Annotated in this window: 17 protein-coding genes; 6 read left to right on the top strand and 11 right to left on the bottom strand. The window is 72.6% G+C overall.

Features of this window, described 5'->3' with window-relative positions; genetic code table 11:
• Positions 1–206 precede the first annotated feature (206 nt).
• From SXIM_RS23980 to SXIM_RS23965, 3 genes are all read left to right on the top strand, one after another.
• Complete coding sequence (locus SXIM_RS23980) at positions 207–995, top strand: MBL fold metallo-hydrolase (protein ID WP_174864338.1); 789 nt, start codon at positions 207–209, stop codon at positions 993–995.
• 68 nt (positions 996–1,063) lie between these two features.
• Complete coding sequence (locus SXIM_RS23975) at positions 1,064–1,663, top strand: DedA family protein (RefSeq protein WP_030731003.1); 600 nt, start codon at positions 1,064–1,066, stop codon at positions 1,661–1,663.
• Between the two features lie 880 nt (positions 1,664–2,543).
• On the top strand, positions 2,544–4,052 hold the full coding sequence (locus SXIM_RS23965; protein WP_046725101.1) for a hypothetical protein: 1,509 nt from the start codon (positions 2,544–2,546) through the stop codon (positions 4,050–4,052).
• A 219-nt stretch (positions 4,053–4,271) separates the two neighbouring features.
• On the opposite strand, the gene SXIM_RS23960 is transcribed toward SXIM_RS23965, so the two are convergent.
• Complete coding sequence (locus tag SXIM_RS23960; protein ID WP_046725100.1) at positions 4,272–5,810, bottom strand: carboxylesterase/lipase family protein; 1,539 nt, start codon at positions 5,808–5,810, stop codon at positions 4,272–4,274.
• A complete protein-coding gene (locus tag SXIM_RS23955) occupies positions 5,807–6,739 on the bottom strand; it encodes an MBL fold metallo-hydrolase (RefSeq protein ID WP_046725876.1) in 933 nt (310 codons plus the stop codon). Before SXIM_RS23955 ends, SXIM_RS23960 begins: the two co-directional genes overlap by 4 nt.
• 129 nt (positions 6,740–6,868) lie before the next feature.
• Between SXIM_RS23955 and SXIM_RS23950 the strand changes: the two genes are divergently transcribed.
• Positions 6,869–7,756: a helix-turn-helix domain-containing protein gene (locus SXIM_RS23950; protein ID WP_030730979.1), complete on the top strand. Its 888-nt coding sequence runs from the start codon at positions 6,869–6,871 to the stop codon at positions 7,754–7,756.
• Here the strand turns inward: SXIM_RS23950 and SXIM_RS23945 are convergent.
• On the bottom strand, positions 7,753–8,790 hold the full coding sequence (locus SXIM_RS23945) for an MBL fold metallo-hydrolase (RefSeq protein ID WP_030730977.1): 1,038 nt from the start codon (positions 8,788–8,790) through the stop codon (positions 7,753–7,755). The two genes, SXIM_RS23950 and SXIM_RS23945, sit on opposite strands and share 4 nt — an antisense overlap.
• Positions 8,791–8,938: 148 nt before the next feature.
• Between SXIM_RS23945 and SXIM_RS23940 the strand changes: the two genes are divergently transcribed.
• Entirely contained in the window at positions 8,939–9,751 is an 813-nt protein-coding gene (locus SXIM_RS23940) for a methyltransferase domain-containing protein (RefSeq protein ID WP_046725098.1), read from the top strand.
• A gap of 103 nt (positions 9,752–9,854) precedes the next feature.
• Here SXIM_RS23940 and SXIM_RS23935 read toward each other — a convergent pair whose 3' ends face one another.
• Positions 9,855–11,822 (bottom strand): AfsR/SARP family transcriptional regulator, encoded by a 1,968-nt coding sequence (locus tag SXIM_RS23935; RefSeq protein WP_046725097.1) that lies wholly within the window; start codon positions 11,820–11,822, stop codon positions 9,855–9,857.
• 101 nt (positions 11,823–11,923) lie between these two features.
• On the bottom strand, positions 11,924–12,397 hold the full coding sequence (locus tag SXIM_RS23930) for a MarR family winged helix-turn-helix transcriptional regulator (protein WP_030730969.1): 474 nt from the start codon (positions 12,395–12,397) through the stop codon (positions 11,924–11,926).
• Between the two features lie 49 nt (positions 12,398–12,446).
• Here SXIM_RS23930 and SXIM_RS23925 point away from each other — a divergent pair, with 49 nt between their 5' ends.
• The gene (locus SXIM_RS23925; protein ID WP_046725096.1) at positions 12,447–12,911 is read left to right on the top strand and encodes a MarR family winged helix-turn-helix transcriptional regulator; all 465 of its coding nucleotides are present in this window, start codon (positions 12,447–12,449) and stop codon (positions 12,909–12,911) included.
• A gap of 165 nt (positions 12,912–13,076) precedes the next feature.
• On the opposite strand, the gene SXIM_RS23920 is transcribed toward SXIM_RS23925, so the two are convergent.
• The 6 genes from SXIM_RS23920 to SXIM_RS23895 form a co-directional block, all read right to left on the bottom strand.
• On the bottom strand, positions 13,077–13,586 hold the full coding sequence (locus SXIM_RS23920; RefSeq protein ID WP_046725095.1) for an anthrone oxygenase family protein: 510 nt from the start codon (positions 13,584–13,586) through the stop codon (positions 13,077–13,079).
• Between the two features lie 76 nt (positions 13,587–13,662).
• On the bottom strand, positions 13,663–14,652 hold the full coding sequence (locus SXIM_RS23915; protein WP_030730960.1) for a zinc-dependent alcohol dehydrogenase family protein: 990 nt from the start codon (positions 14,650–14,652) through the stop codon (positions 13,663–13,665).
• The gene (locus SXIM_RS23910; RefSeq protein WP_030730957.1) at positions 14,649–15,560 is read right to left on the bottom strand and encodes a carbohydrate ABC transporter permease; all 912 of its coding nucleotides are present in this window, start codon (positions 15,558–15,560) and stop codon (positions 14,649–14,651) included. Before SXIM_RS23910 ends, SXIM_RS23915 begins: the two co-directional genes overlap by 4 nt.
• A complete protein-coding gene (locus SXIM_RS23905) occupies positions 15,557–16,498 on the bottom strand; it encodes a carbohydrate ABC transporter permease (protein WP_030730954.1) in 942 nt (313 codons plus the stop codon). Before SXIM_RS23905 ends, SXIM_RS23910 begins: the two co-directional genes overlap by 4 nt.
• On the bottom strand, positions 16,495–17,859 hold the full coding sequence (locus SXIM_RS23900) for an ABC transporter substrate-binding protein (RefSeq protein WP_030730952.1): 1,365 nt from the start codon (positions 17,857–17,859) through the stop codon (positions 16,495–16,497). Before SXIM_RS23900 ends, SXIM_RS23905 begins: the two co-directional genes overlap by 4 nt.
• An 83-nt stretch (positions 17,860–17,942) precedes the next feature.
• On the bottom strand, positions 17,943–18,704 hold the full coding sequence (locus SXIM_RS23895) for a DeoR/GlpR family DNA-binding transcription regulator (RefSeq protein ID WP_030730950.1): 762 nt from the start codon (positions 18,702–18,704) through the stop codon (positions 17,943–17,945).
• Positions 18,705–18,950 lie beyond the last annotated feature (246 nt).

Below are 18,950 nucleotides of genomic sequence, written 5' to 3'. Positions count from 1 at the left end.
GCAGCGCCGCACCGCCGCTTCTCACCCCTGCCACCGTCCGGCCCTCCCTGTCACTGGTGTCGCCGCCTTCTCCGATGTCACTCACGCCGCTTTCGTCCCGTCCATCCTGCCCGGCCGGTGCGTGTGCACCGGACGGACGTCACCGGGCAAACACACGTAGGCTTCCGGTAACGGAACTACGTCCGGACGGGTGAGAGGAGTTCCTGGTGCCGGTGGAGATCATCTGGTGGGGCCACGCCACCGCCACCATCCGGGACTCCGGCGTCGCGGTGCTGACCGATCCGCTGGTGACCCGGCGCTGCGCCCATCTGTGGCGGCGGCGCGGGGCACTGCCGACGGCCGGGGTGCTGGCGGCCGATGTGGTGCTGATCTCTCACCTGCACGCGGATCATCTGCATCTGCGGTCACTGGCGCGGCTGCCGTACGGCACCCCGCTGGTGCTGCCGCGCGGCGCGGTGCGGGCGGTGCCGGGGCTGCGGCGGCTGGCGGCGCGGCTGCCGGTGTACGAGATGACGCCCGGCGAGTCGCTGCCGTTCGGCCCGGTCACGATCCGGGCGGTGCCGGCGGCGCACGACGGGCGGCGGCTGCCGGTGGGGCCGCGCCGGGTCTCGGCGCTCGGCTACGTGGTGGAGGGCGCGTCGCGTACGTACTACGCCGGTGACACCGGGCTGTTCGACCAGATGGCGCGGGAGACGGGTCCGGTGGACACCGCGCTGCTGCCGGTGGGGGGCTGGGGCCCCGGTCTTGGCCACGGACATCTGAACGCGGAGCGGGCGGCGCTGGCGCTGGCCCGGCTGCGGCCCCGGGACGCGGTGCCGGTGCACTACGGGACGTTCTGGCCGCTGGGGCTGTCGGCTGTGCGGCCGCACGAGTTCCACGCGCCGGGGGACGAGTTCGTCCGGCACGCGGCGCGCCTTGCGCCGGAGGTGCGGGTGCACCGGCTGGGGCACGGGGAGCGGGTACGGCTGTCGGCCGGGCCGGCGGTCGCCGGGTGAGCCACGCCGCCGCACTGCCCTCGCTGACGCCGCTGTCCTCCCTGACGTCGTGGTCCCCGCTGGTTCCGCTGGCGGCGACGCCGGGGGTGGTGGCGCAGGAGGGCACGGAGCAGGCGATCGGGCTGCCGTCGCTGTTCCTGCTGGTGCTGGTGGGGTCGCTCATACCGGTCGTGCCGACGGGCGCGCTGGTCAGTTCGGCCGCCGCGGTGGCGTTCCACCACAGCGATCCGGTGGTCTTCTCCGCCCTGGTGTTCGCGGCGGCGTCCCTGGCGGCGTTCAGCGGGGACGTGCTGCTGTACGCGCTGGGCCGGGGCGGCTCACGCTGGCTGGGGCGCCTGCGGGAACAGGCGGCGCCGGGCGCGGTGCGCCGCGCCCAGCGGCAGCTGGCGGAGCGCGGCACGGTGGTGCTGGTGGTGTCCCGGCTGGTGCCGGCGGGCCGCATCCCGGTGATGCTGGCGGCGCTGCTGGCACGGATGCCGCTGGCCGCGTACATGCGTGGCTGCCTCCCGGCGGCGCTGGCGTGGACGGCGACGTACCAGCTGATCGGGACAGTGGGCGGGGCCCTGTTTCCGCACGCCTGGCAGGGGGTGCTGGCGGCGGTGGTGCTGGCCCTGCTCTTCGCGGTCACCCCACCCCTGTGGCGCCGCGCGACGGGGACGCGGCCCTGAGCCGTCTCTTCCGGATCCTCGTGGCGCGGACCGCGTCTTCCCCGGCTGACGCCGGGAGGTACCCCCCGGGACTTGTCCGGCCGATCGTGCGACCACTCCGTGCTCGGGTCGATCGTGCAGGGAGCATGGAGGTTCGCCGGGTTCGGCGGTCGTGACGGGGCCGTTGGGGATCAGCCCCACCGCCGGCTGCTGCTGGGCGAAGCAGGGCAGGCCCGACCGGCTGCCGGCGACCTACCGCCGCACCCACCACGGAACGGAAAGGCAAGGGTCCTGCTGGACCTGGAAGCCTCGGGTCGCCCCTTGCTGCTTCGGCGTGGAGATCCCGGGAGGCGGGGCCCGGTCGGCCATCCGCTCACAGCTTGCACGCCGACAGAAATGTCGGCGCTATGCCACCTTAGCGGTGAATTCAGCCACCCTAACGGGGTAATGCCTGACAGATCACCGGACAGTACAGTAGGGACGGCACCGAAGAAGACACGTGACTGAGCTTCAGGCATTCCTTCGTCCGAGCGCCCAACGCGGTTTGCCCCAATACCAGTACCAGTACCAGTACCAGTACCAGTAGCGGAAACGCGAACCAGGGGCTGACATCGCCGCTTCTGTTTCCCCTCCCCAGGACATGACCGGCCGCAGGAACACGTAGCCGGATGACAATCGACGTCATGGCGAGCGGTCCGCCAGGCGGTCTTCTTCCGCTCCCCGGTGGCGCGGCCGGTCTCAGGTCCACCGGTATCCCTCAACACGCCCGCTCAGCTCGGCTTTCATCCGTTTCGGCCGACGAGCCGGCACACCACTCCCTCGTGCCCCACCGCGCCAAGGCGGCATGGCGCACGCGGCCACGGCCACGGCCACCACCCCACTTCACCACAGGAGTTGACCCATGAGTGGATGCGGCTGCGGGCAGTCCCCCATCGCCATCGGCGGCTGTCAGCCCTCCAAACCGGCCTGTCCCCCCGTCTCTTGCCCCGACTCCAAGCCGCGCGAGCACTGCGAGACGACTCCACTGCGCGACTCCGCGCCGTACCGGGTCCCAGCGACCGCGATCAGCACCGACCCGACGCCGTACTACACCATCGCCAACACCCATGCCGCACTGGACCCTGTCGTCGCTCAGACCATCCTGAACAGCGGCACGGGCACGTTCCCGGCCGACGACGGGACACACAACGGCCAGCACACCTGGCTCGCCGGCGTCGTGCACATCGACCCCGCGTCACTGCGCGGCAACCCCACCAGCGTCACGATCAGCGCCTCCGTCCATGTCCGCAACGACGGCGGGAGCACGGCCTGCCGGCTCTACGGCCGCTTCGCCCTGTGGAACGGCACAACCCCGATCCGCACCGATCTCCTGGGCCCACCCGATCTGCCGGCGGGTGGTGACGACAACGGCGTCATCCCGCCGACCACCGTGTCCCTCGCGGACGTCCTCGCGGGAAAGATCGTCGTCGAGCTCAACCTGGAAACAGGCAACGACGACACCTGCCGAGTCGGACCAAAGCAGTGGACCGTCGACAGCTTGGTCCTCACCGTCGAGGCGTCCGCCCCGGGCTGCGGCAGGACGTTCCTCCGTACGACATGCCGCAACTGCGACGGCGCGGTCACCTGCACGACCGACACCCTCGACGGTTCGACTCCCTACGCCGCGGTCCCGCCGGTCCTCCCGGTCACCTCCTGCGGTGACGGATGCGCACCCGTCCGCCCTCCGTGCCTCTCCACCGACCGGGGCAACGCCATCACCCGGGGCAGCGACGGATGTCTGTACGTGCCCGACACGCCTGCTCTGGACCCGTCCCCGTGCAACGCCGCGCGGAACACGACCGGTGGGCTGCTCGTGCCGCGGATCGACGTGACGGGTATCGCTCCCGGCGGCAACAGCGGCAGCGAACGGTCGGTGGACATCGACGTCACCGGGACGCCCGGCTGCCCCGAGAGGTGGGAGGTCGGCGCCCGCCTCACGCCGGTGAGCGCGTTCCTCAACGCCGAGAGGCAGCACGCCGACCTGCTGGCCCGGGCAGGCACCGACGTGCCGATCCCCGAGTCCGACATCGTGCTCCCGGAAGCCGGGGTGTACCACATCGACAGCGATGTACGGTACGCGCTCGGTTCCGCCACCGGCGGCAGCGGCTACATCATCGGCTGGCTCAGGGACGAGACCACGGACACCCTCCTGACGAGCTTCACCCAGATCGCGGCGATCAACGCGGCGAGGCAGGAGCAGCAGGGCGGAACCACGCACATCATGACCGAGTACACGGTCGCCTCCGGCCCCCGGACGGTTCGCCTGCACCTGATGTTCGTCCTCACCGGCGGCAACATTTCCAGCGCCGAGGCCGGCGGCACCGACAGCAATGGCGCAACCCGGATGCGCTTCCTCAAGGTCAGGGATTAGGTCCTCGCTTCGCGCGGTGCGTGGGCGGTGGCCAGGTGACGGTGTCGGGCTCGTGGGCGCGGTCGAGCACGAGCCCCCAGCGGGCGTTGCGGCCTTCCAGGCAGTGCGGAAGCGCTCTGTCACCGGGGCCCGCGCCGTCCCGGCCGTGGTGGGGCCGGGACCGGGGAAGCTTCCCCGGCCCCGCGGCGGGTCCGACGGCGACGCCGGGGCCTCAGTGCCTCAGGGCGTCAGCTCCCAGGCTCGCCGTTCCGCCCCGCGTACGTCCTCCTGTTCGATCCAGCGCGCTCCGATGCGCATCGTGTTCGGGTGATCCCGGGTGTACGGGCGCCAGCCGGGATCGCCGGTACGGACGAAACGCACCCAGGACCCGTGCGTCCGGCCGGCCAGATCGGCGGGCGGCGGCCGGGTCCCGAGCAGTGCGCGCGGTCCGCGCAGCAGCGCGCGGCCGAGGCCGAAGACGAAGGGCAGCTCCGTGGCGTGGGCGGCACCGAGGGCCCCGTCCAGGGCGTGCGAGCGCCACTCGAAGAGGTAGCTGTACGTCGCCCCGGCGCGGTGCGCGGCGTGCGCCCGGGTCAGGGCACGGGTTCCGGCGCCGAACAGGGCGTCTCCCAGAAGGGCGGAGCGCAGTTCGGCGGGCCCTGCCTGCGGGCGCGCCGCGCGGTACGCCGCCACCAGCGCGTCCGGATCGGGGTGGGCACGGGCGGCCACCGCCCGGACGTCGGCGTCGGTCGAGGCGGCGTACGCGCCGGAGGGGACCAGGTAGAGGTTGCCCTCCTCCGCGTTGGTGCCCAGGAGCAGGTCGAGGTCCGCGCCCCGCCCGGCGGCGACCGTGTGCGCGGGCTGCTCCGCCAGGACCACGCCGAAGGGGCTGAGCCCTTGCAGCGGGTCGTAGGCGGTCGCCGTACGCAGGTCGAGACCGCCGAGCCCGGCCGCGACGGCCACCAGCCGGTCGTCGGGGACCGCGTCGAAGGCGTCGGCGCGCGGGGCCACGCCCAGCGCGCCGACCGCCGCACGGGTGACCCGCCCGGCCTGTTCCGGAGTGAACGCCCCCAGTCCGCTGCCGCTTTGGATGATCGCACGGCGCAGCAGCCCTACCGACTCGGGCGCGGCGATGACGGCCCCGACCAGCGTGCCGCCGGCCGACTGGCCGCCCAGCGTGACGCGGTCCGGGTCGCCGCCGAATCCGGCGATGTTCTGCTGTACCCAGCGCAGCGCGGCGATGACGTCCAGGAGTCCCCGGTTGGGCGGCGCGCCGGGCAGGTGGAGGAAACCGGGAATGCCCAGCCGGTAGTTCACCGTGACCAGCACGACGCCGTCGCGGGCGAACGCGGCCCCGTCGTACAGCCCGCCCCGCGTCGAGCCGGCCACCAGACCGCCGCCGTGCACGAAGACCAGCACCGGCAGGCGCCGGCCGGCCGATGGGGCGGGGGACCGGATGGTCAGGGTGAGGTAGTCCTCGCCGCGGACCCAGCCGGGGCCGAAGAACGGTGCCATGTCGATGGCGCCCAGGTTCCGTTCGGACTGGGGAGCGGTCGGCCCGGGGACGGTGGCGTCCCGGTCACCCGTCCACGGGGCGTGCGGACGTGGTGGGGCGAAGCGCCCGCTGTCGGCCGGGGGCGCCGCGTACGGGATGCCGTGGAAGACGGCCGTGCCGTCCTCGTACCGGATGCCGGTGACCGCTCCCCGGTCGGTCCGCACGGTGCGGGTGGAGGTGGGGACGGAGGCAGCGGGGGGAGTGAAGGGTGCGGTGATGGTCATGCGAACGGCGCCCATTCCCTGATGGCGAACCCGGGGCCGTTCCGCTCGACCTGCGCCGCGCCGTGGCCGCCCAGATGCGCCGGTACGACCAGTGCCCGCTGGTCGGCCGCCCAGCCCAGGACGCGGCGCCGGGTGGCCCGGGCGCGAACGGGGTCCTCGCAGAAGCAGCTGTTGTGGTCCGGTTCCAGTATCTGTACGGGGCTGTGCAGCAGGTCACCGACGAACACCGCCCGGTCCGTGCCGCTCTCCAGGGTGAGCACACAGGAGCCGGGTGTGTGCCCCGGCGCGAGGTCCAGACGCAGCCGGCTGTCGATACGGTGGCTGCCCTCCCACAACCGCACCTGTCCGGCGCGGTGGACGGGGGCGACGCTGTCCTCGAAGACGTTCTGGTTGCCGCGTCCCAGTGCCGTGCGGTGGTTGTTCTCCGGGTTCCAGAAGTCGAAGTCGTCCTTGGCGATCAGATAGGTGGCGTTGGGGAAGGTGGGGACCCATTCCCGGTCCTCCAGGCGGGTGTTCCAGCCGACGTGGTCCACGTGCAGATGGGTGTTGACGACGAGGTCGACATCCTCGGGTGTGACGCCGGCCCGCGCCAGGCGCTCCAGGAAGTCGGTCCGCAGGTGGCTCCAGACCGGTGAGTACGGGCGCTCCTTGCCGTTGCCCGCGCCCGTGTCGACGAGGATGGTCCTGCCTTCGCTGCGCACCACCCACGTCTGGACGACCGCGTTCACGGTGCCGGTGTCCGGGTCGAAGAAGTCGGGCGCGAGCCAGGAGGAGTTGGCGTGCCAGGTCTCCTCCGAGTCGGTGGCGAGGAAGGTGGCGGGCGTCATCCCGAGCGGGCCGGCGTACTCCGTCACCCGGGTGATGCCGACGCCGCCCAGCTCCAGGTGATCCGTGCGGTGGGTGCGACCTGTGTGGTCCGTACGGTCCATCGGGTCCGTGTCGTCAGGGGAGTTCATACCGACCACCCTCACCGGGCGCGCCGGGGCGGGCCACACCCTGTGCTGCGTACCCCTGCCAGGGTCAGGCTGACGCCGGTCCGACCGGGCACACTGGGAGGCATGAGTGCGAGCGAACGCGGTCGGCTCGGCGACTTTCTCCACACCCGGCGTTCCCGGCTGCGCCCGGCGGATGTCGGCCTGCGGGACTACGGGGGCCGGCGACGGGTGACCGGACTGCGCCGCGAGGAACTCGCCCTGCTCGCCGGGGTGAGCGCCTCGTACTACACGCGTCTTGAGCAGGGGCAGTCGGTGGGTGCCTCCCCCGAAGTGCTGGACGCCCTGGCCCGTGCGCTGCGGCTGAGCGCGGCGGAACGGCGCCATCTGCACGATCTCGCCGAGGCCGCCAAGCGGCCTGCCCGGGGCCGTACCGCACACCGTCCGCCCCCCGAGCACGCCGGTCCCGCCACGCTCGCCCTGCTCGCCACCCTGGAGGCGGTCCCGGCGCTGGTCAGCGGGCGGCGGGCCGACGTCCTGGCCTGGAACGGGCTGGGCCACGCCCTGTTCGCCGGCCATCTGGACCGCGACGCCCCGGGGAACCCGGCCGGGCGGCCCAATCTCGCGCGGCTGATCTTCACCGACCCGCACACCCGCGCGCTGTACGCGGACTGGCCCGCCAAGGCCAGGGCGGTGGTCCGCAATCTGCGCATGGTGGCCGGACGGTACCCCGATGACCCGCTGCTCGCCTCCCTCGTCGGCGAACTCACCGTCAAGAGCCACGCATTCTCGGCGATGTGGAACGACCACGGCGTCGGTCCGTGCGAGCTGGCCAGCTATGAGATGCGGCACCCGCTGGTCGGCTCGCTCACCGTGACCCAGCAGAGCCTGGCGATCCCGCAGGAGGAGGACCAGCTCCTGGTCCTGGCGGTCACCGAACCCGGCTCGCCCTCGCACGAGGCGCTGCGGCTCCTCCCCCACTGCGCCCCGCCGGGCACCCGTGCCCGTACCTAGAAGCCGCGGGCCTCGCGGGCGCCGTCCTCCAGGACCCGGGAGGCGCCGATCGGCAGGTCCCACAGATCCTGGCGGGGCCGCCCGGCTGCCTCCCAGGCCGTGCGTACCCGGTCCAGGGGTTCCAGCGGAGGCTCGGTGGACAGCAGGAACGTGCTCCAGTGCATCGGGGCCATCCGGGTCGCGCCGACGTCCTGGCAGGCGGCGACGGCCTCCTCGGGGTCGGTGTGCACCTGCTGCTGGAGCCGGCGGGGCGCGTACGCCCCGATCGGGAGCAGCGCCAGATCGATGCCCGGGTAGCGGGCGCCGATCTCGGTGAACCAGTGGCCGTAGCCGGTGTCCCCGGCGAAGTACACCCGCCGCCCCGAGCGGGCGGTGAGCACCCAGCCGCCCCACAGCGTGCGGCAGGTGTCGGCCACACCGCGCCGCGACCAGTGGTGGGCGGGCACGAAGTCGAACCGTACGGCGGCGGTCCGGCCGTCCGGCGCGGGCAGTTCGGCGGCCTCCCACCAGTCCAGCTCGGTGACCCGGATGAAGCCGCGGCGCCGGCACCAGGGGGCGAGACCGGCCGGGACGAACAGCGGGGTGGCGCGCGGCAGCCGTTTGAGGGTCGGGGCGTCGAGGTGGTCGTAGTGGTTGTGGGAGATGACGACGGCGTCGACGGGCGGCAGGTCGTCCCAGGCCACCCCGGGCGGGGTGACCCGGGCCGGGGTGCCGAGGATCTTGCGGGACCACACGGGGTCGGTGAGCACGGTGAGGCCGCCGACACGGATCACCCAGCTGGCGTGGCCGACCCAGGTGACGGCGAGCGCCCCGGCCTCCGCCTCCGGCAGCGGCGCCGGGGCGAACGGCAGCTCGGCGGTCTGCCGCAGGGTGTCCTGGCCCGGCCGCAGCCCGCCGTTCTGCCGGGCGGCGCGCAGCAGGGCTGTGAGCCCGGGGCGGGGGCTGGTGAGCCGGTCCATGAAGCTGCGCGGCCAGGTGCGGCGTTCGCCCAGCGGGCGCGGGGCCTGCTGGGCGGGGGCATGCGGTTCGGTCATACGGGGCCTCCCGGGTGCTGTCTCCATACAGGGCGAGGTCGCCCCATACGGCAATCCCGGTGAGCCGTCACGGTGACCCCACCCCCAGTGCGTCCATATTCCGGACGGATATGGACCACTATCCGAGACAACGAGCAGACTGGCCGGCATGGCGAACGACGCGACGTACACCCATGGCCACCACGACTCCGTCCTGCGCTCGCACCGCTGGCGCACCGCCGAGAACTCCGCCGGCTATCTGCTGCCCGAGCTGCGGCCCGGCCGGCGGCTGCTCGATGTGGGCTGCGGGCCGGGAACCATCAGCGCCGACCTGGCGGACCGGGTCGCCGGGGACGGCGGCGAGGTGGTGGCGCTGGACGCGGAACCCGGCGTACTGGACCAGGCGAGGGCCGCCGCCCAGCGGCGCGGCACCGCCAACATCCGCTTCGCCACCGGCGACGCGCTGGCCCTGGAGTTCCCCGACGACGGGTTCGACGTCGTGCACGCGCACCAGGTGCTGCAACACCTCGCCGACCCGGTCACGGCCCTGCGCGAGATGCGCCGCGTGACCCGCCCGGGCGGGGTGGTGGCGGTGCGGGACGCCGACTACGCGGCCATGACCTGGTATCCGCGGGTGCCGGGCCTGGAGGAGTGGCTGACGCTGTACCGGAAGGTGGCCCGGGCCAACGGCGGCGAACCGGACGCCGGACGCCGCCTGCTGTCCTGGGCGCGCCGGGCCGGCTTCACGGACGTACGGTCCTCCGCCACGGTGTGGACCTTCGCCACCGAGGCCGAACGCTCCTGGTGGAGCGGCCTGTGGGCGGAACGTACCGTCGCCTCCGCCTACGCCGACCGCGCGGTGGAGGGCGGGTACGCCACCCGCGCCGGGCTGGAGCGGATCGCGCAGTCCTGGCGGGAGTGGGGCCGCGCGGCGGACGGCTGGTTCGCGGTCCTCAACGGTGAGGCGCTGTGCCGGGGCTGAAGGGGAGCCGCGGCCGCGGAGACGGGCCGTACGCGCGGCGGGCGGCACGGGCGGCGGCCCGGCGGGCGCGGGACGGGGCCGGGGGCGGGGACGTCCGGGCCGCTCAGAGGTAGTCGGCGACCGGGCCCAGGGTCAGCAGACCGCTGCCCGCGCCGGCCAGTTCGCCGGCGGCGGGGGCGAGTTCGGCCCGGGCCCGGGCCAGCGTCTCCCGGTCCCCCAGCAGTGCGGCGGCCCTCGCCGTCAGGCACCACATCGCCTCGTACAGCAGGTCGTAGGGGGGTGGTGGGAGGGTACGCAGCGCGGCGGCGGCCTCGGCGCGGCGGTTGCGGGCCAGCAGGAGCAGCGGGCGGGTCCACGGTGCGTACGGGCCCCAGTCCGCCGCCCGGTACGCCGCGCCGGGCGCCGCCGCCTCCGGCCCCTCCTCCGGATCCGGCTCCGGCTCCAGGGGAAGGCCGTGCCGCATCCGCAGGCCCAGGAGGGCCAGCGGCAGCAAGCCCGCCGCCAGGCCCGGCATTCCGGCGTCGGGCAGCCCGTCGGCCGCCGCCCGGTACGCCGCCTCCGCCTGGGGTACGGTGCCGGTCTCGGCGAGCCTCAGCGCCCCGTACCACTGCGTGAACACCCCGACCAGCGGCCGGTCGTAGCGTTCGGCGAGCCGTTCGGCCGCCGCCGCCTGGGCGTCCGCCCCGGCGAAGTCGGCCCGGGCGCACCGCGCCTGCAGGCGGATCAGCCGGCCGAGGATCCCGTAGCTGGGCAACGCGTGGCGTTCGCCCAGCGTCACCAGCTCGGCGCCGATCTCCTCCCGCCGGCCGGCGAGCCCCGACCCCCGGCAGCTCTGCATGAACAGGCCGTTCAGCGTGAACGCCAGCAGCGGCGCGTCGCCCAGCTCGCGCGCCAGCCGCACCGCCTCCCCCGCGGCCCGCGGGCCCCGTGCCGACCGTGTTCCGCGCGACTCGACGGCGACGGTGGCCAGCAGCCGGGCCCGCGCCGCCGGGTGCGCGTCCGGCGGCAGGGCGGCCAGGGTGCGCTCGGCGGAGGCCACCACCCGTGCGGCGTGCTCCGGGTCATCGACGCGGGTCCAGATCGCGGGGACGTCGTACGCGCCGATCACCCGCGCCGTCAGTTCGGGGTCGCCCAGCTCCTCCGCCGCCGCGACGGCGGCCGTCCGCTGATCACGGGCGGCCTCCAGGCCGCCGCCCCCGGTGACCGCCAGCTCGCGCAGCAGCCCCACCGTCGACTCCAGCCGGACCCGGGAGCCGCCGCCCACCGCGCGGTCGTAGGCGGCGGCCGTGCGTTCCCACACCTGCTCCACCCCGCCCGCCGTGCCCTCCAGGTGCCCGGCCTGGGCCAGGATGTCCGCCTCCAGGCGGCGCAGCGCGGGCCCGGGGTCCACCCCCAGTTGCTCGACCAGCAGCGCGCGGGCCCGGCGCAGCACGGCCAGCGCTTCGCCCTGGCGGCCGGCGCGGTAGAGGGCCAGGGCCAGCAGCCGCCAGCCGTCCTCGCGCCAGGGGTGTTCAGTGACGTGCGCGTCCAGGTCGGGGACGGCCTCGGCCGCGCGGCCCCGGTCCAGCAGCAGCCGGGCTCGGCGTTCCACGGCCTGCAACCGCAGTTCGCCCAGGCGGGAGCGTTCGGTACGGGCCCAGGACGCCTCGGGGAAGTCCGCGTACGCCGGGCCGTGCCACAGCGCGAGGGCGGTGTCCAGGGCCGCCGGGGTGGTGGCGTCGGTGAGCGCCGTCTCGAAGCGCCAGGCGTCGACGGTGTCGGGGCCGGTGCGCAGCGCGTACCCAGGGCCCTCGGTGATCAGCAGCCGGGCGGGGGCACGGGGCGGCCGGTCCGGTTCCAGGGCACGGCGCAGGGCGGCCACGAAGGTCCGCAGGGCCGGTACGGCGCCGGGCGGCGGCGCGTCGTCCTCCCACAGGTCGGCCGCCAGGCGGGGGACGGGGACGACGCGGCGGCGGGCGGCGATCAGCCGGGCGAGGACGGCGCGGTGCCGTGGCCCCTTGAGGGCGATCGGACGCCCGCTGTCCGCGTCCCGTGCCATGACCGGCCCCAGTACTTCGAACTCCACCCGCACCCCCTCACGGTACTCATCGGCCGGGCGTCCGCGCCCCGAAGGGTGACGGCACGGGTCCTTCCGAGCCGCGCCCTCGGCTCCACCCGCCGCGCGCCGTGGGCTCAGCCGGCGTCGGGGGTCATCTGGGCGAACGAGGTCACGAATGTGGTGAGGAGCCGGGCGAACTCGGTCCGGTCGGCGTCGGGCCAGTCCGCCATCACCCGCGCGAAGACCTCCTGCCGGAACCGGTGTGTGCGGTCGAGTTGTTCCTGCCCGGAGCCGGTCAGGGTGATCAGCGTGCGCCGGGCATCGGACGGGTCGGTCCTGCGCTCCAGCAATCCTTCCCCGACGGCGCGGAGCACCAGTCGGCTCGCCCTCGGCTGGTCGACGCCCAGCGCGGTGGCGACGTCCGTGACGGAGCACGGTGTGTCACGGCCCTCGATGACATCCAGCACGCTGAACAGCGTGGGGTCGATCGGCCTGCCGCCATCGGGTGGTGCCAGCCGCCCCAGTGACCGGCGGGTCTGGCTGCGGCGGATCGCCACCATGGCCCGTTCGACGGCGGCGACCGCCTTGTCCTGTTCCCTCTTCGACATACATGCTAGATTACAACAGTTGTCAAAGGACATGCATTGGAGGGACTGTATGACCAGCCTGCCCCAGCAGCCCAACGTCCGCGAGCAGCGGCCGTTCGGCTACTGGCTGAAGCACATCGACGGGGCGATCGAGGAGAACATGAGCCGGCTGCTCGCCAGGGACGGCCTGAACCGGCGGGGGTGGCAGGTGCTGAACACCCTCTCGTACGGCCCGATCACCGTCGCCGAACTCGACGACACCATGGCCGCGTTCCTCTCTCCCGACAAGCCGACCACGCGCCCCGTCGTCGACCGGCTTGCCGAGCGTGGCTGGACATCCACGGCCGACGACGGGGCTGTGACACTGACCGGCGAGGGCCGACGGGCGCACCAGCGGATTTCCGAGCAGACCGGAGCGCTGAGAGTTCGGATGATGGAGTGTCTCTCGCCCGAGCAGTACACGGTGTTGATGGAACTGCTCCAGAGAGTCGCCACCCAACTTGACGCCCTGGCGGTCGAAACGCCCGGACGGTAGCCGCCAGCGCGCTTCTCTCCTCGACGCATGGGCCTGCCAACAGCCCTCTGCCTCGGACAACGGGCGCCCCCAAACCCTGGCACACCTCCCACCACCACCGCGGCCACCGCACCCGGAAGGCAAGCCCTCGATCAACCGAGCGGACAACGCTCCAGGTCAATATCTCTACCCCGCCGCCCGGCCGCGGGCCCACAGGTACAGGGCGAGCGCCGTCAGCAGGACGGTGAGCGCGCCGAAGGAGGCGCGCACCGTGTTCCAGGAGGTCCAGCGCGGTGCGTAACCGGCCCACAGCCGCGCGGCGTGCTCGGCCGATTCGGGCATACCGGCCGCCGCCAGAACGTCGTTCAGCGGGACGTTGACCACCGCGGTGGGGGCGAACACGCCCAGCACGTACGTCCCCGCCGCCGCGAACAGCGCGAGCGCGGCACCCCGTTCCCCCAGGAGCAGCAGCACGACGCCGCCGCCCGCCGCCAGCAGCGGCACGCCGACGAAGGCCCCGAGGAAGAGCGGGTTGAGGATGCGTTCGTTGACGCTCTGCATCGCCGTGACCGAGTGCGCGGGGTCCACGGCGTTCAGGCCGGGCATCACCGCCACCGAGAAGGCGAAGAACACGCCCGCCGCGCAGGCGGCCGTCAACAGGGTCGCGGCCAGCAGGGCCGCCGCCAGGATTGCCATGCCGGCCAGTCAAACGCGCGGAGCCGCGCCTCTCCATCGTCGAGAGGCGCGGCTCCATGCGTGAGCGTCCAGCGCGTTACGGGGTGACCACGATCTTGCGGCCGACGCCCTTCGCGAACTGGTCCAGCGCCTGCGGGTACTGGTCCAGCGGGAGGCGGTCGCTGATGAAGATCTGCGGGTCCAGGATGCCGCTGGCGAACAGGTCGGCGGCCCGCTCGTAGCTGTGCAGCACCGCCATGGAGCCGGTGATGGTGATCTCCTGGTTGTAGATCTTGTACGGCTCGATGGTGGCCGTGGTCGCGTAGTCGGCGACGCCGAACTGGAGGAACGTGCCAGCCTTCGCGACCCGGCCCAGGCCGTCCTGGATGGCGGCGGCGTTGCCGGTGGCGTCGATGACGATCTCCCAGCCCTGCGGCCGGTCCAGCTCGTCCGCCGAGCCGGCCGCCGCGCTGACGCCCAGGGTGCGGGCGGTGGCCAGGCGCTCGGGGTTGATGTCGACGATGTCCACGCCGCTGGCGCCGGTGCGCTTGGCGAGCTCCAGCATCATCAGGCCCATGGTGCCCGAGCCGTAGATGAGCACGCGCGCGCCGAGCACGGAGTTCATCACGTCGTAGCCGCGCACCGCGCAGGACAGCGGCTCGATGAGCGCCGCGTCCTGGGTGCTGACGTGCTCGGGCAGCTTGACGCAGTTGGCGACCGGCGCGACCGCGTACTCGGCGGCCCCGCCCGGCACCGACACGCCGATGGCGCCCCAGCGCTCGCACATGTTGGCGTGGCCGTTGCGGCAGAAGCGGCACTCGTAGCAGTACAGCGACGGATCGACCGCCACCCGGTCGCCGATGGCGACCTCGGTGACGTCCTTGCCGATGCCGACGACCTCGCCCGCGAACTCGTGGCCCGGGACGATCGGCAGCGTCGGGGCGAACTCGCCCTGGAGAATGTGCAGATCGGTGCCGCACAACCCGCAGGCAGCGACCTCCACCACCACATCGCGCGGCCCCGGGGTGGGGTCGGGAACGGTGGTCAGGGAGACCTTGCCCACGGACTCGATGAGTGCGGCTTTCACTTGACTGCTCCTAGCGACAGGCCCTGGACCAGCTTGTCCTGGGCGGCGAAGCCGGCGGCGAGCACCGGCAGGGAGATGGCGAGGGACGCGGCGGACACCTGGGCCAGGAACAGGCCCTGGCTGGTGATGAAGCTGGTCAGGAACACCGGCGCGGTCTCGGCCATGACACCGGTGAGCACCTTGGCGAACAGCATCTCGTTCCAGCTGAAGATGAAGCAGATCAGCGAGGTGGCGGCGATGCCGGGCGCCACGACGGGCCCCACCACCCGGAAGAGGATGACCGGCAGCTTCGCGCCGTCGATCTGCGCCGCCTCGATGAGCGAGGGCGGCACCTCGGCCAGGAAGGACTGGAGCATCCACACCGCGATCGGCAGGTTCATCGAGGTGTACAGCAGGACGAGCAGCCAGATGTTGTCCAGCAGACCGGTGTTCTTGGCGAACAGGTACAGCGGCAGCAGACCCGCGATGGCCGGCAGCATCTTCGTGGACAGGAAGAAGAACATCGCGTCCCGCCACCCCTTCACGGGGCGGATGGACAGCGCGTACGCGGCGGGCAGCGCCAGCAGCAGCACCAGCAGCGTGGAGGAGAGCGACGCGGTGAGCGAGTTGATCAGCGGCGGCCAGGGGCTGGCGCCGTCCGAGCTGAAGAACTCCCGGTAGCTGTCCAGGGTCAGCGGCGCGGTCAGGGCCGGCGGGTTGCTGGCGGCGTCCGACTCCGCGTGGAAGGAGGTGAGCACCATCCAGGCCACGGGGAGGAAGAAGACCAGGCCGGCGAACCAGGCGAGGAACGCCGGGATCGCCGACAACACCCGCCGGGGGCGGCGCGGGGTGCCGGTGGCCGGCTTGCGGGCCGGCGGGGGCGTCTTGGCCGGCGGAGTGGCTGTGGTCGGGGTTGTGGTCGTGCTCATGCTCGGCTTCCCTCCTCGCGGAAGAGCGAGGACACCACGCGCAGGGCGAACATGGCGATGATCAGGGAGCCGATGACCACCAGCACACCGGCCGCCGAGGCCACCCCGTACTCCTGCGCCTGGTAGAACTCCTGGTAGATCGCGAACGGCAGGTTGGCCGTGTCCAGGCCGCCCCGGGTGATGGTGTACACCGCGTCGAAGTTCTGCACGATGTAGATGGAGCCGAGCAGCGCTCCCAGTTCCAGGTAGCGCCGCAGGTGCGGCAGCGTCAGGTGGCGGAAGATCTGCCAGTTGTCCGCGCCGTCGAGCCGGGCCGCCTCGTACTGCTCCAGCGGGCGGCTCTGCAGGCCCGCCAGCAGGATCAGCGTCATGAACGGGGTCCACTGCCAGATCAGCGACACCGCGACCGCCGGCAGCGGCATCTCGGAGATCCAGTCGGGCTGCGGCGGGGTGAAGCCCAGCAGGTCGCCGAGCCACACCAGCATGCCGTTGAGCAGGCCGTACTCCGGGTTGTACAGGACGTGCTTCCACATCAGGGCGGCGGCCACCGGCACCAGCAGGAAGGGGGTGATCATCATGGTGCGCACCAGGCCCCGGCCGCGGAACTTGCGGTCCAGCAGCAGGGCGATGGCGAGGCCGAGCACGAGACTGATGAGCACGACGGACGCGGTGAGCACGGCCGTGGTGACGACCGAGGACCGCAGCGCGTCGTCGGACAGCACGGTCGAGAAGTTGCCGAAGCCGTTGAAGGAACGGTCGTCGGGGTAGAGGGCGTTCCAGTCGAAGAGCGAGATCACCAGGGTCGCCACGAAGGGCAGCTGGGTGACCACGATCATGAAGATGAGGGCGGGCAGCAGCGGGGCGCGGAGGGCCCACGCCTTCGCCCGGGAGGAAGCCCCGGGCGAAGGCGTCGCCGCCGTAGCGGTCGGCGTGGTCATCGGTTGCGGTACTCCTCGGCCACTGCGTCGGCCAGGGTCTGGGACTTGGCGAGGGCCTGCTCAACGGTCTGCCGGCCGGCGATCGCGGAGCTGATCTCCTGGGAGACCTTGGTGCCCAGGTCGGCGAACTCGGGGATGGTCACGAACTGGATGCCGGGGACCGGGCGGGGCTGGACACCGGGGTTGATCGGGTCGGCCGCGGCGATGGCGTCGTGGGTCACCTGGTAGAAGGCGGCGGCGTGCTCCTGGTAGTCCGCGTTCTCGTAGGTGGAGGCGCGCTTGCCGGCCGGGACGTTGGACCAGCCGAGGGTCTCACCGACGAGCTCCTCGTACTCCTTGCTGGAGGCCCAGGAGATGAACTCCCAGGCGGTGTCGGCCTTCTGGGAGGCCGCCTGAACGCCCCAGGCCCAGGTGTACAGCCAGCCGGAGGAGTCGGTCTGCTCGACGGGGGCGGGCACGTAGCCGATGTTGCCGGCCACCGGGGAGTCGTCCGCCTCCAGGGAGCCGGCGCCGGCGGTGGCGTCGTACCACATGGCGGTGTTGCCCTGGACCATGTTGTTCAGGCACTCGGCGTAGCCGGCCTGGGCGGCGCCGGACTGGCCGTGCTCGCGCACCAGGTCGACGTAGAACTGGGTGGCCTCGGTGAACTCGGGCGAATCCAGCTGGGCTTCCCAGTCCTCGGTGAACCAGGTGCCGCCGAAGGTGTTGACGACGGAGGTGAGCGGGGCGATGACCTCGCCCCAACCGGGCAGGCCGCGCAGGCAGATGCCCTTCATGCCGGACTCGGCCGCGTCCACCTCGGCGGCGAGTTCGGCGACCTCGGTCCAGGTGGGCTGCTCGGGCATGGTCAGCCCGTGCTCCTCGAAGACATCGGTGCGGTACATCAGGAAGGAGGACTCACCGTAGAACGGCTGGGCGTAGAGCTTGCCGTCCTCACCGGTCAGCGACAGCTGGATGGGGGTGAGGATGTCCTGGACGTCGTAGGCCTCGTCGTCGCGCAGGTACGGGTCCAGCTCGTGGAGCCAGCCGTTGCGGGCGTAGATCGAGGTCTCGTAGTTGCTGATGGTGGCGACGTCGTACTGGCCGGCCTGGTTGGCGAAGTCCTGGCTGATCTTGTCGCGGACCTCGTTCTCCGGGAGGACGGTGAAGTTCACCTTGATCCCGGTGTCCTTGGTGAAGTGGTCCGCGGTGAGGCGTTGCAGCTGCGTCATCTGCGGGTTGTTGACCATCAGGACGTTGATGCTGTCACCGTCGCCCGAGCCGGAGCCTCCTCCGGCTCCGGCGCAGGAGGCGAGGAGGGCCCCGGCCACCGTGACGGCGGCGGCGGTACGGATGGCGCGTCGGCTCTGACTGCGGCGCATGGTCGGTACTCCTGGTGATTCCGGGCGTGCGGCATTGCACCGCCCGCGGGGGTGTGCGAAGAAGAGAGCGGGGTTCTCGTGGTTCAGACGCGGATGACCTGCGGGCCCTGGAGGGTGTAGCGGTGGGCCTCGGCGGTGGAGAGGCTGTTGCTGGTGACGATCACATCCAGATCGGTGACGGAGGCGAAGCGGCAGAAGCTGGCGGCACCGAACTTGGTGTGCACGCCGGCGAACACCCGGCGCCGGGAGGCGCGTACGGCCTGCTGCTTGACTTCGCTGACGGCCGGATCGGGGGTGGTGAGGCCGTGCTCGCGGGAGATGCCGTTGGCGCCGATGAACGCCAGGTCGATGACGAAGCCGGACAGCATCCGGGTGGTCCAGTGGTCGACGGTGGCCAGGGTCCCGCCGCGCACCCGGCCGCCCAGCAGCAGGACGTTGAAGCCGGGCACGGTGGCGAGGGTGCCGGCGATCGCCAGGGAGGCGGTGACGATGGTCAGGGTGCGGTCCCTGGGCAGGGATTCGGCGATGAGCTGGGGGGTGTAGCCCTCGTCGATGAAGATCGTCTCCGCCTCGCCGGTGAGTTCGGCGGCGGCGGCCGCGATGCGCCGCTTCTCGGGGACGTGCATGGTGGAGCGGAAGGCGAGCGTGGTCTCGAAGCCCGCGCTCTCGACCGGGTAGGCGCCGCCGTGGGTGCGGCGCAGCAGTCCGTGGGCCTCCAGGGCGCGCAGATCGCGGCGTACGGTCTCCTTGGCGACGCCGAGTTCCTCGGCGAGGGCGCCCACTTCGACGGAGCCGGCCCGCCGTGCCGCGCCGACGATGGCGCGCTGGCGTTCCTCAGCGGTCATTGACGTCCACGCTCCTTACCCGCACAGCTGCGTTGCTGTCGCTGCCCGTTCGGGCCGCACGGAGAGTTCTACCGTCGGGAACGGGGCGCGGAACAGAGCAACTGTTCGGGTTTTCCTGCCCGATTGTGCCCGTTCGGTCGCAGGGGTGGCCGCTTCGGGCCGTTCACGGACAGCGCTTTCCATGTGCCGTACGGGCGCCCGTACGGGCACGGATGGATGCCCGTTTCGGGCCCGTACGGCTCGGCG

Source organism: Streptomyces xiamenensis (genome assembly GCF_000993785.3).
In the GTDB taxonomy this organism is placed as follows: Bacteria; Actinomycetota; Actinomycetes; order Streptomycetales; family Streptomycetaceae; genus Streptomyces; species Streptomyces xiamenensis.
The sequence above is the reverse complement of the archived record's forward strand: the minus strand, read 5'-3'. Positions and strand labels throughout refer to the sequence as shown.

Bases quoted from the DNA above. Each gene is read 5' to 3' on its own strand.
- SXIM_RS23925 (WP_046725096.1), top strand. From the start codon at position 12,447: ATGACCAGCCTGCCCCAGCAGCCCAACGTCCGCGAGCAGCGGCCGTTC.
- SXIM_RS23910 (WP_030730957.1), bottom strand. From the start codon at position 15,560: ATGAGCACGACCACAACCCCGACCACAGCCACTCCGCCGGCCAAGACG.
- SXIM_RS23950 (WP_030730979.1), top strand. From the start codon at position 6,869: ATGAGTGCGAGCGAACGCGGTCGGCTCGGCGACTTTCTCCACACCCGG.
- SXIM_RS23940 (WP_046725098.1), top strand. From the start codon at position 8,939: ATGGCGAACGACGCGACGTACACCCATGGCCACCACGACTCCGTCCTG.
- SXIM_RS23900 (WP_030730952.1), bottom strand. From the start codon at position 17,859: ATGCGCCGCAGTCAGAGCCGACGCGCCATCCGTACCGCCGCCGCCGTC.
- SXIM_RS23895 (WP_030730950.1), bottom strand. From the start codon at position 18,704: ATGACCGCTGAGGAACGCCAGCGCGCCATCGTCGGCGCGGCACGGCGG.
- SXIM_RS23905 (WP_030730954.1), bottom strand. From the start codon at position 16,498: ATGACCACGCCGACCGCTACGGCGGCGACGCCTTCGCCCGGGGCTTCC.
- SXIM_RS23930 (WP_030730969.1), bottom strand. From the start codon at position 12,397: ATGTCGAAGAGGGAACAGGACAAGGCGGTCGCCGCCGTCGAACGGGCC.
- SXIM_RS23945 (WP_030730977.1), bottom strand. From the start codon at position 8,790: ATGACCGAACCGCATGCCCCCGCCCAGCAGGCCCCGCGCCCGCTGGGC.
- SXIM_RS23965 (WP_046725101.1), top strand. From the start codon at position 2,544: ATGAGTGGATGCGGCTGCGGGCAGTCCCCCATCGCCATCGGCGGCTGT.
- SXIM_RS23960 (WP_046725100.1), bottom strand. From the start codon at position 5,810: ATGACCATCACCGCACCCTTCACTCCCCCCGCTGCCTCCGTCCCCACC.
- SXIM_RS23920 (WP_046725095.1), bottom strand. From the start codon at position 13,586: ATGGCAATCCTGGCGGCGGCCCTGCTGGCCGCGACCCTGTTGACGGCC.
- SXIM_RS23955 (WP_046725876.1), bottom strand. From the start codon at position 6,739: ATGGACCGTACGGACCACACAGGTCGCACCCACCGCACGGATCACCTG.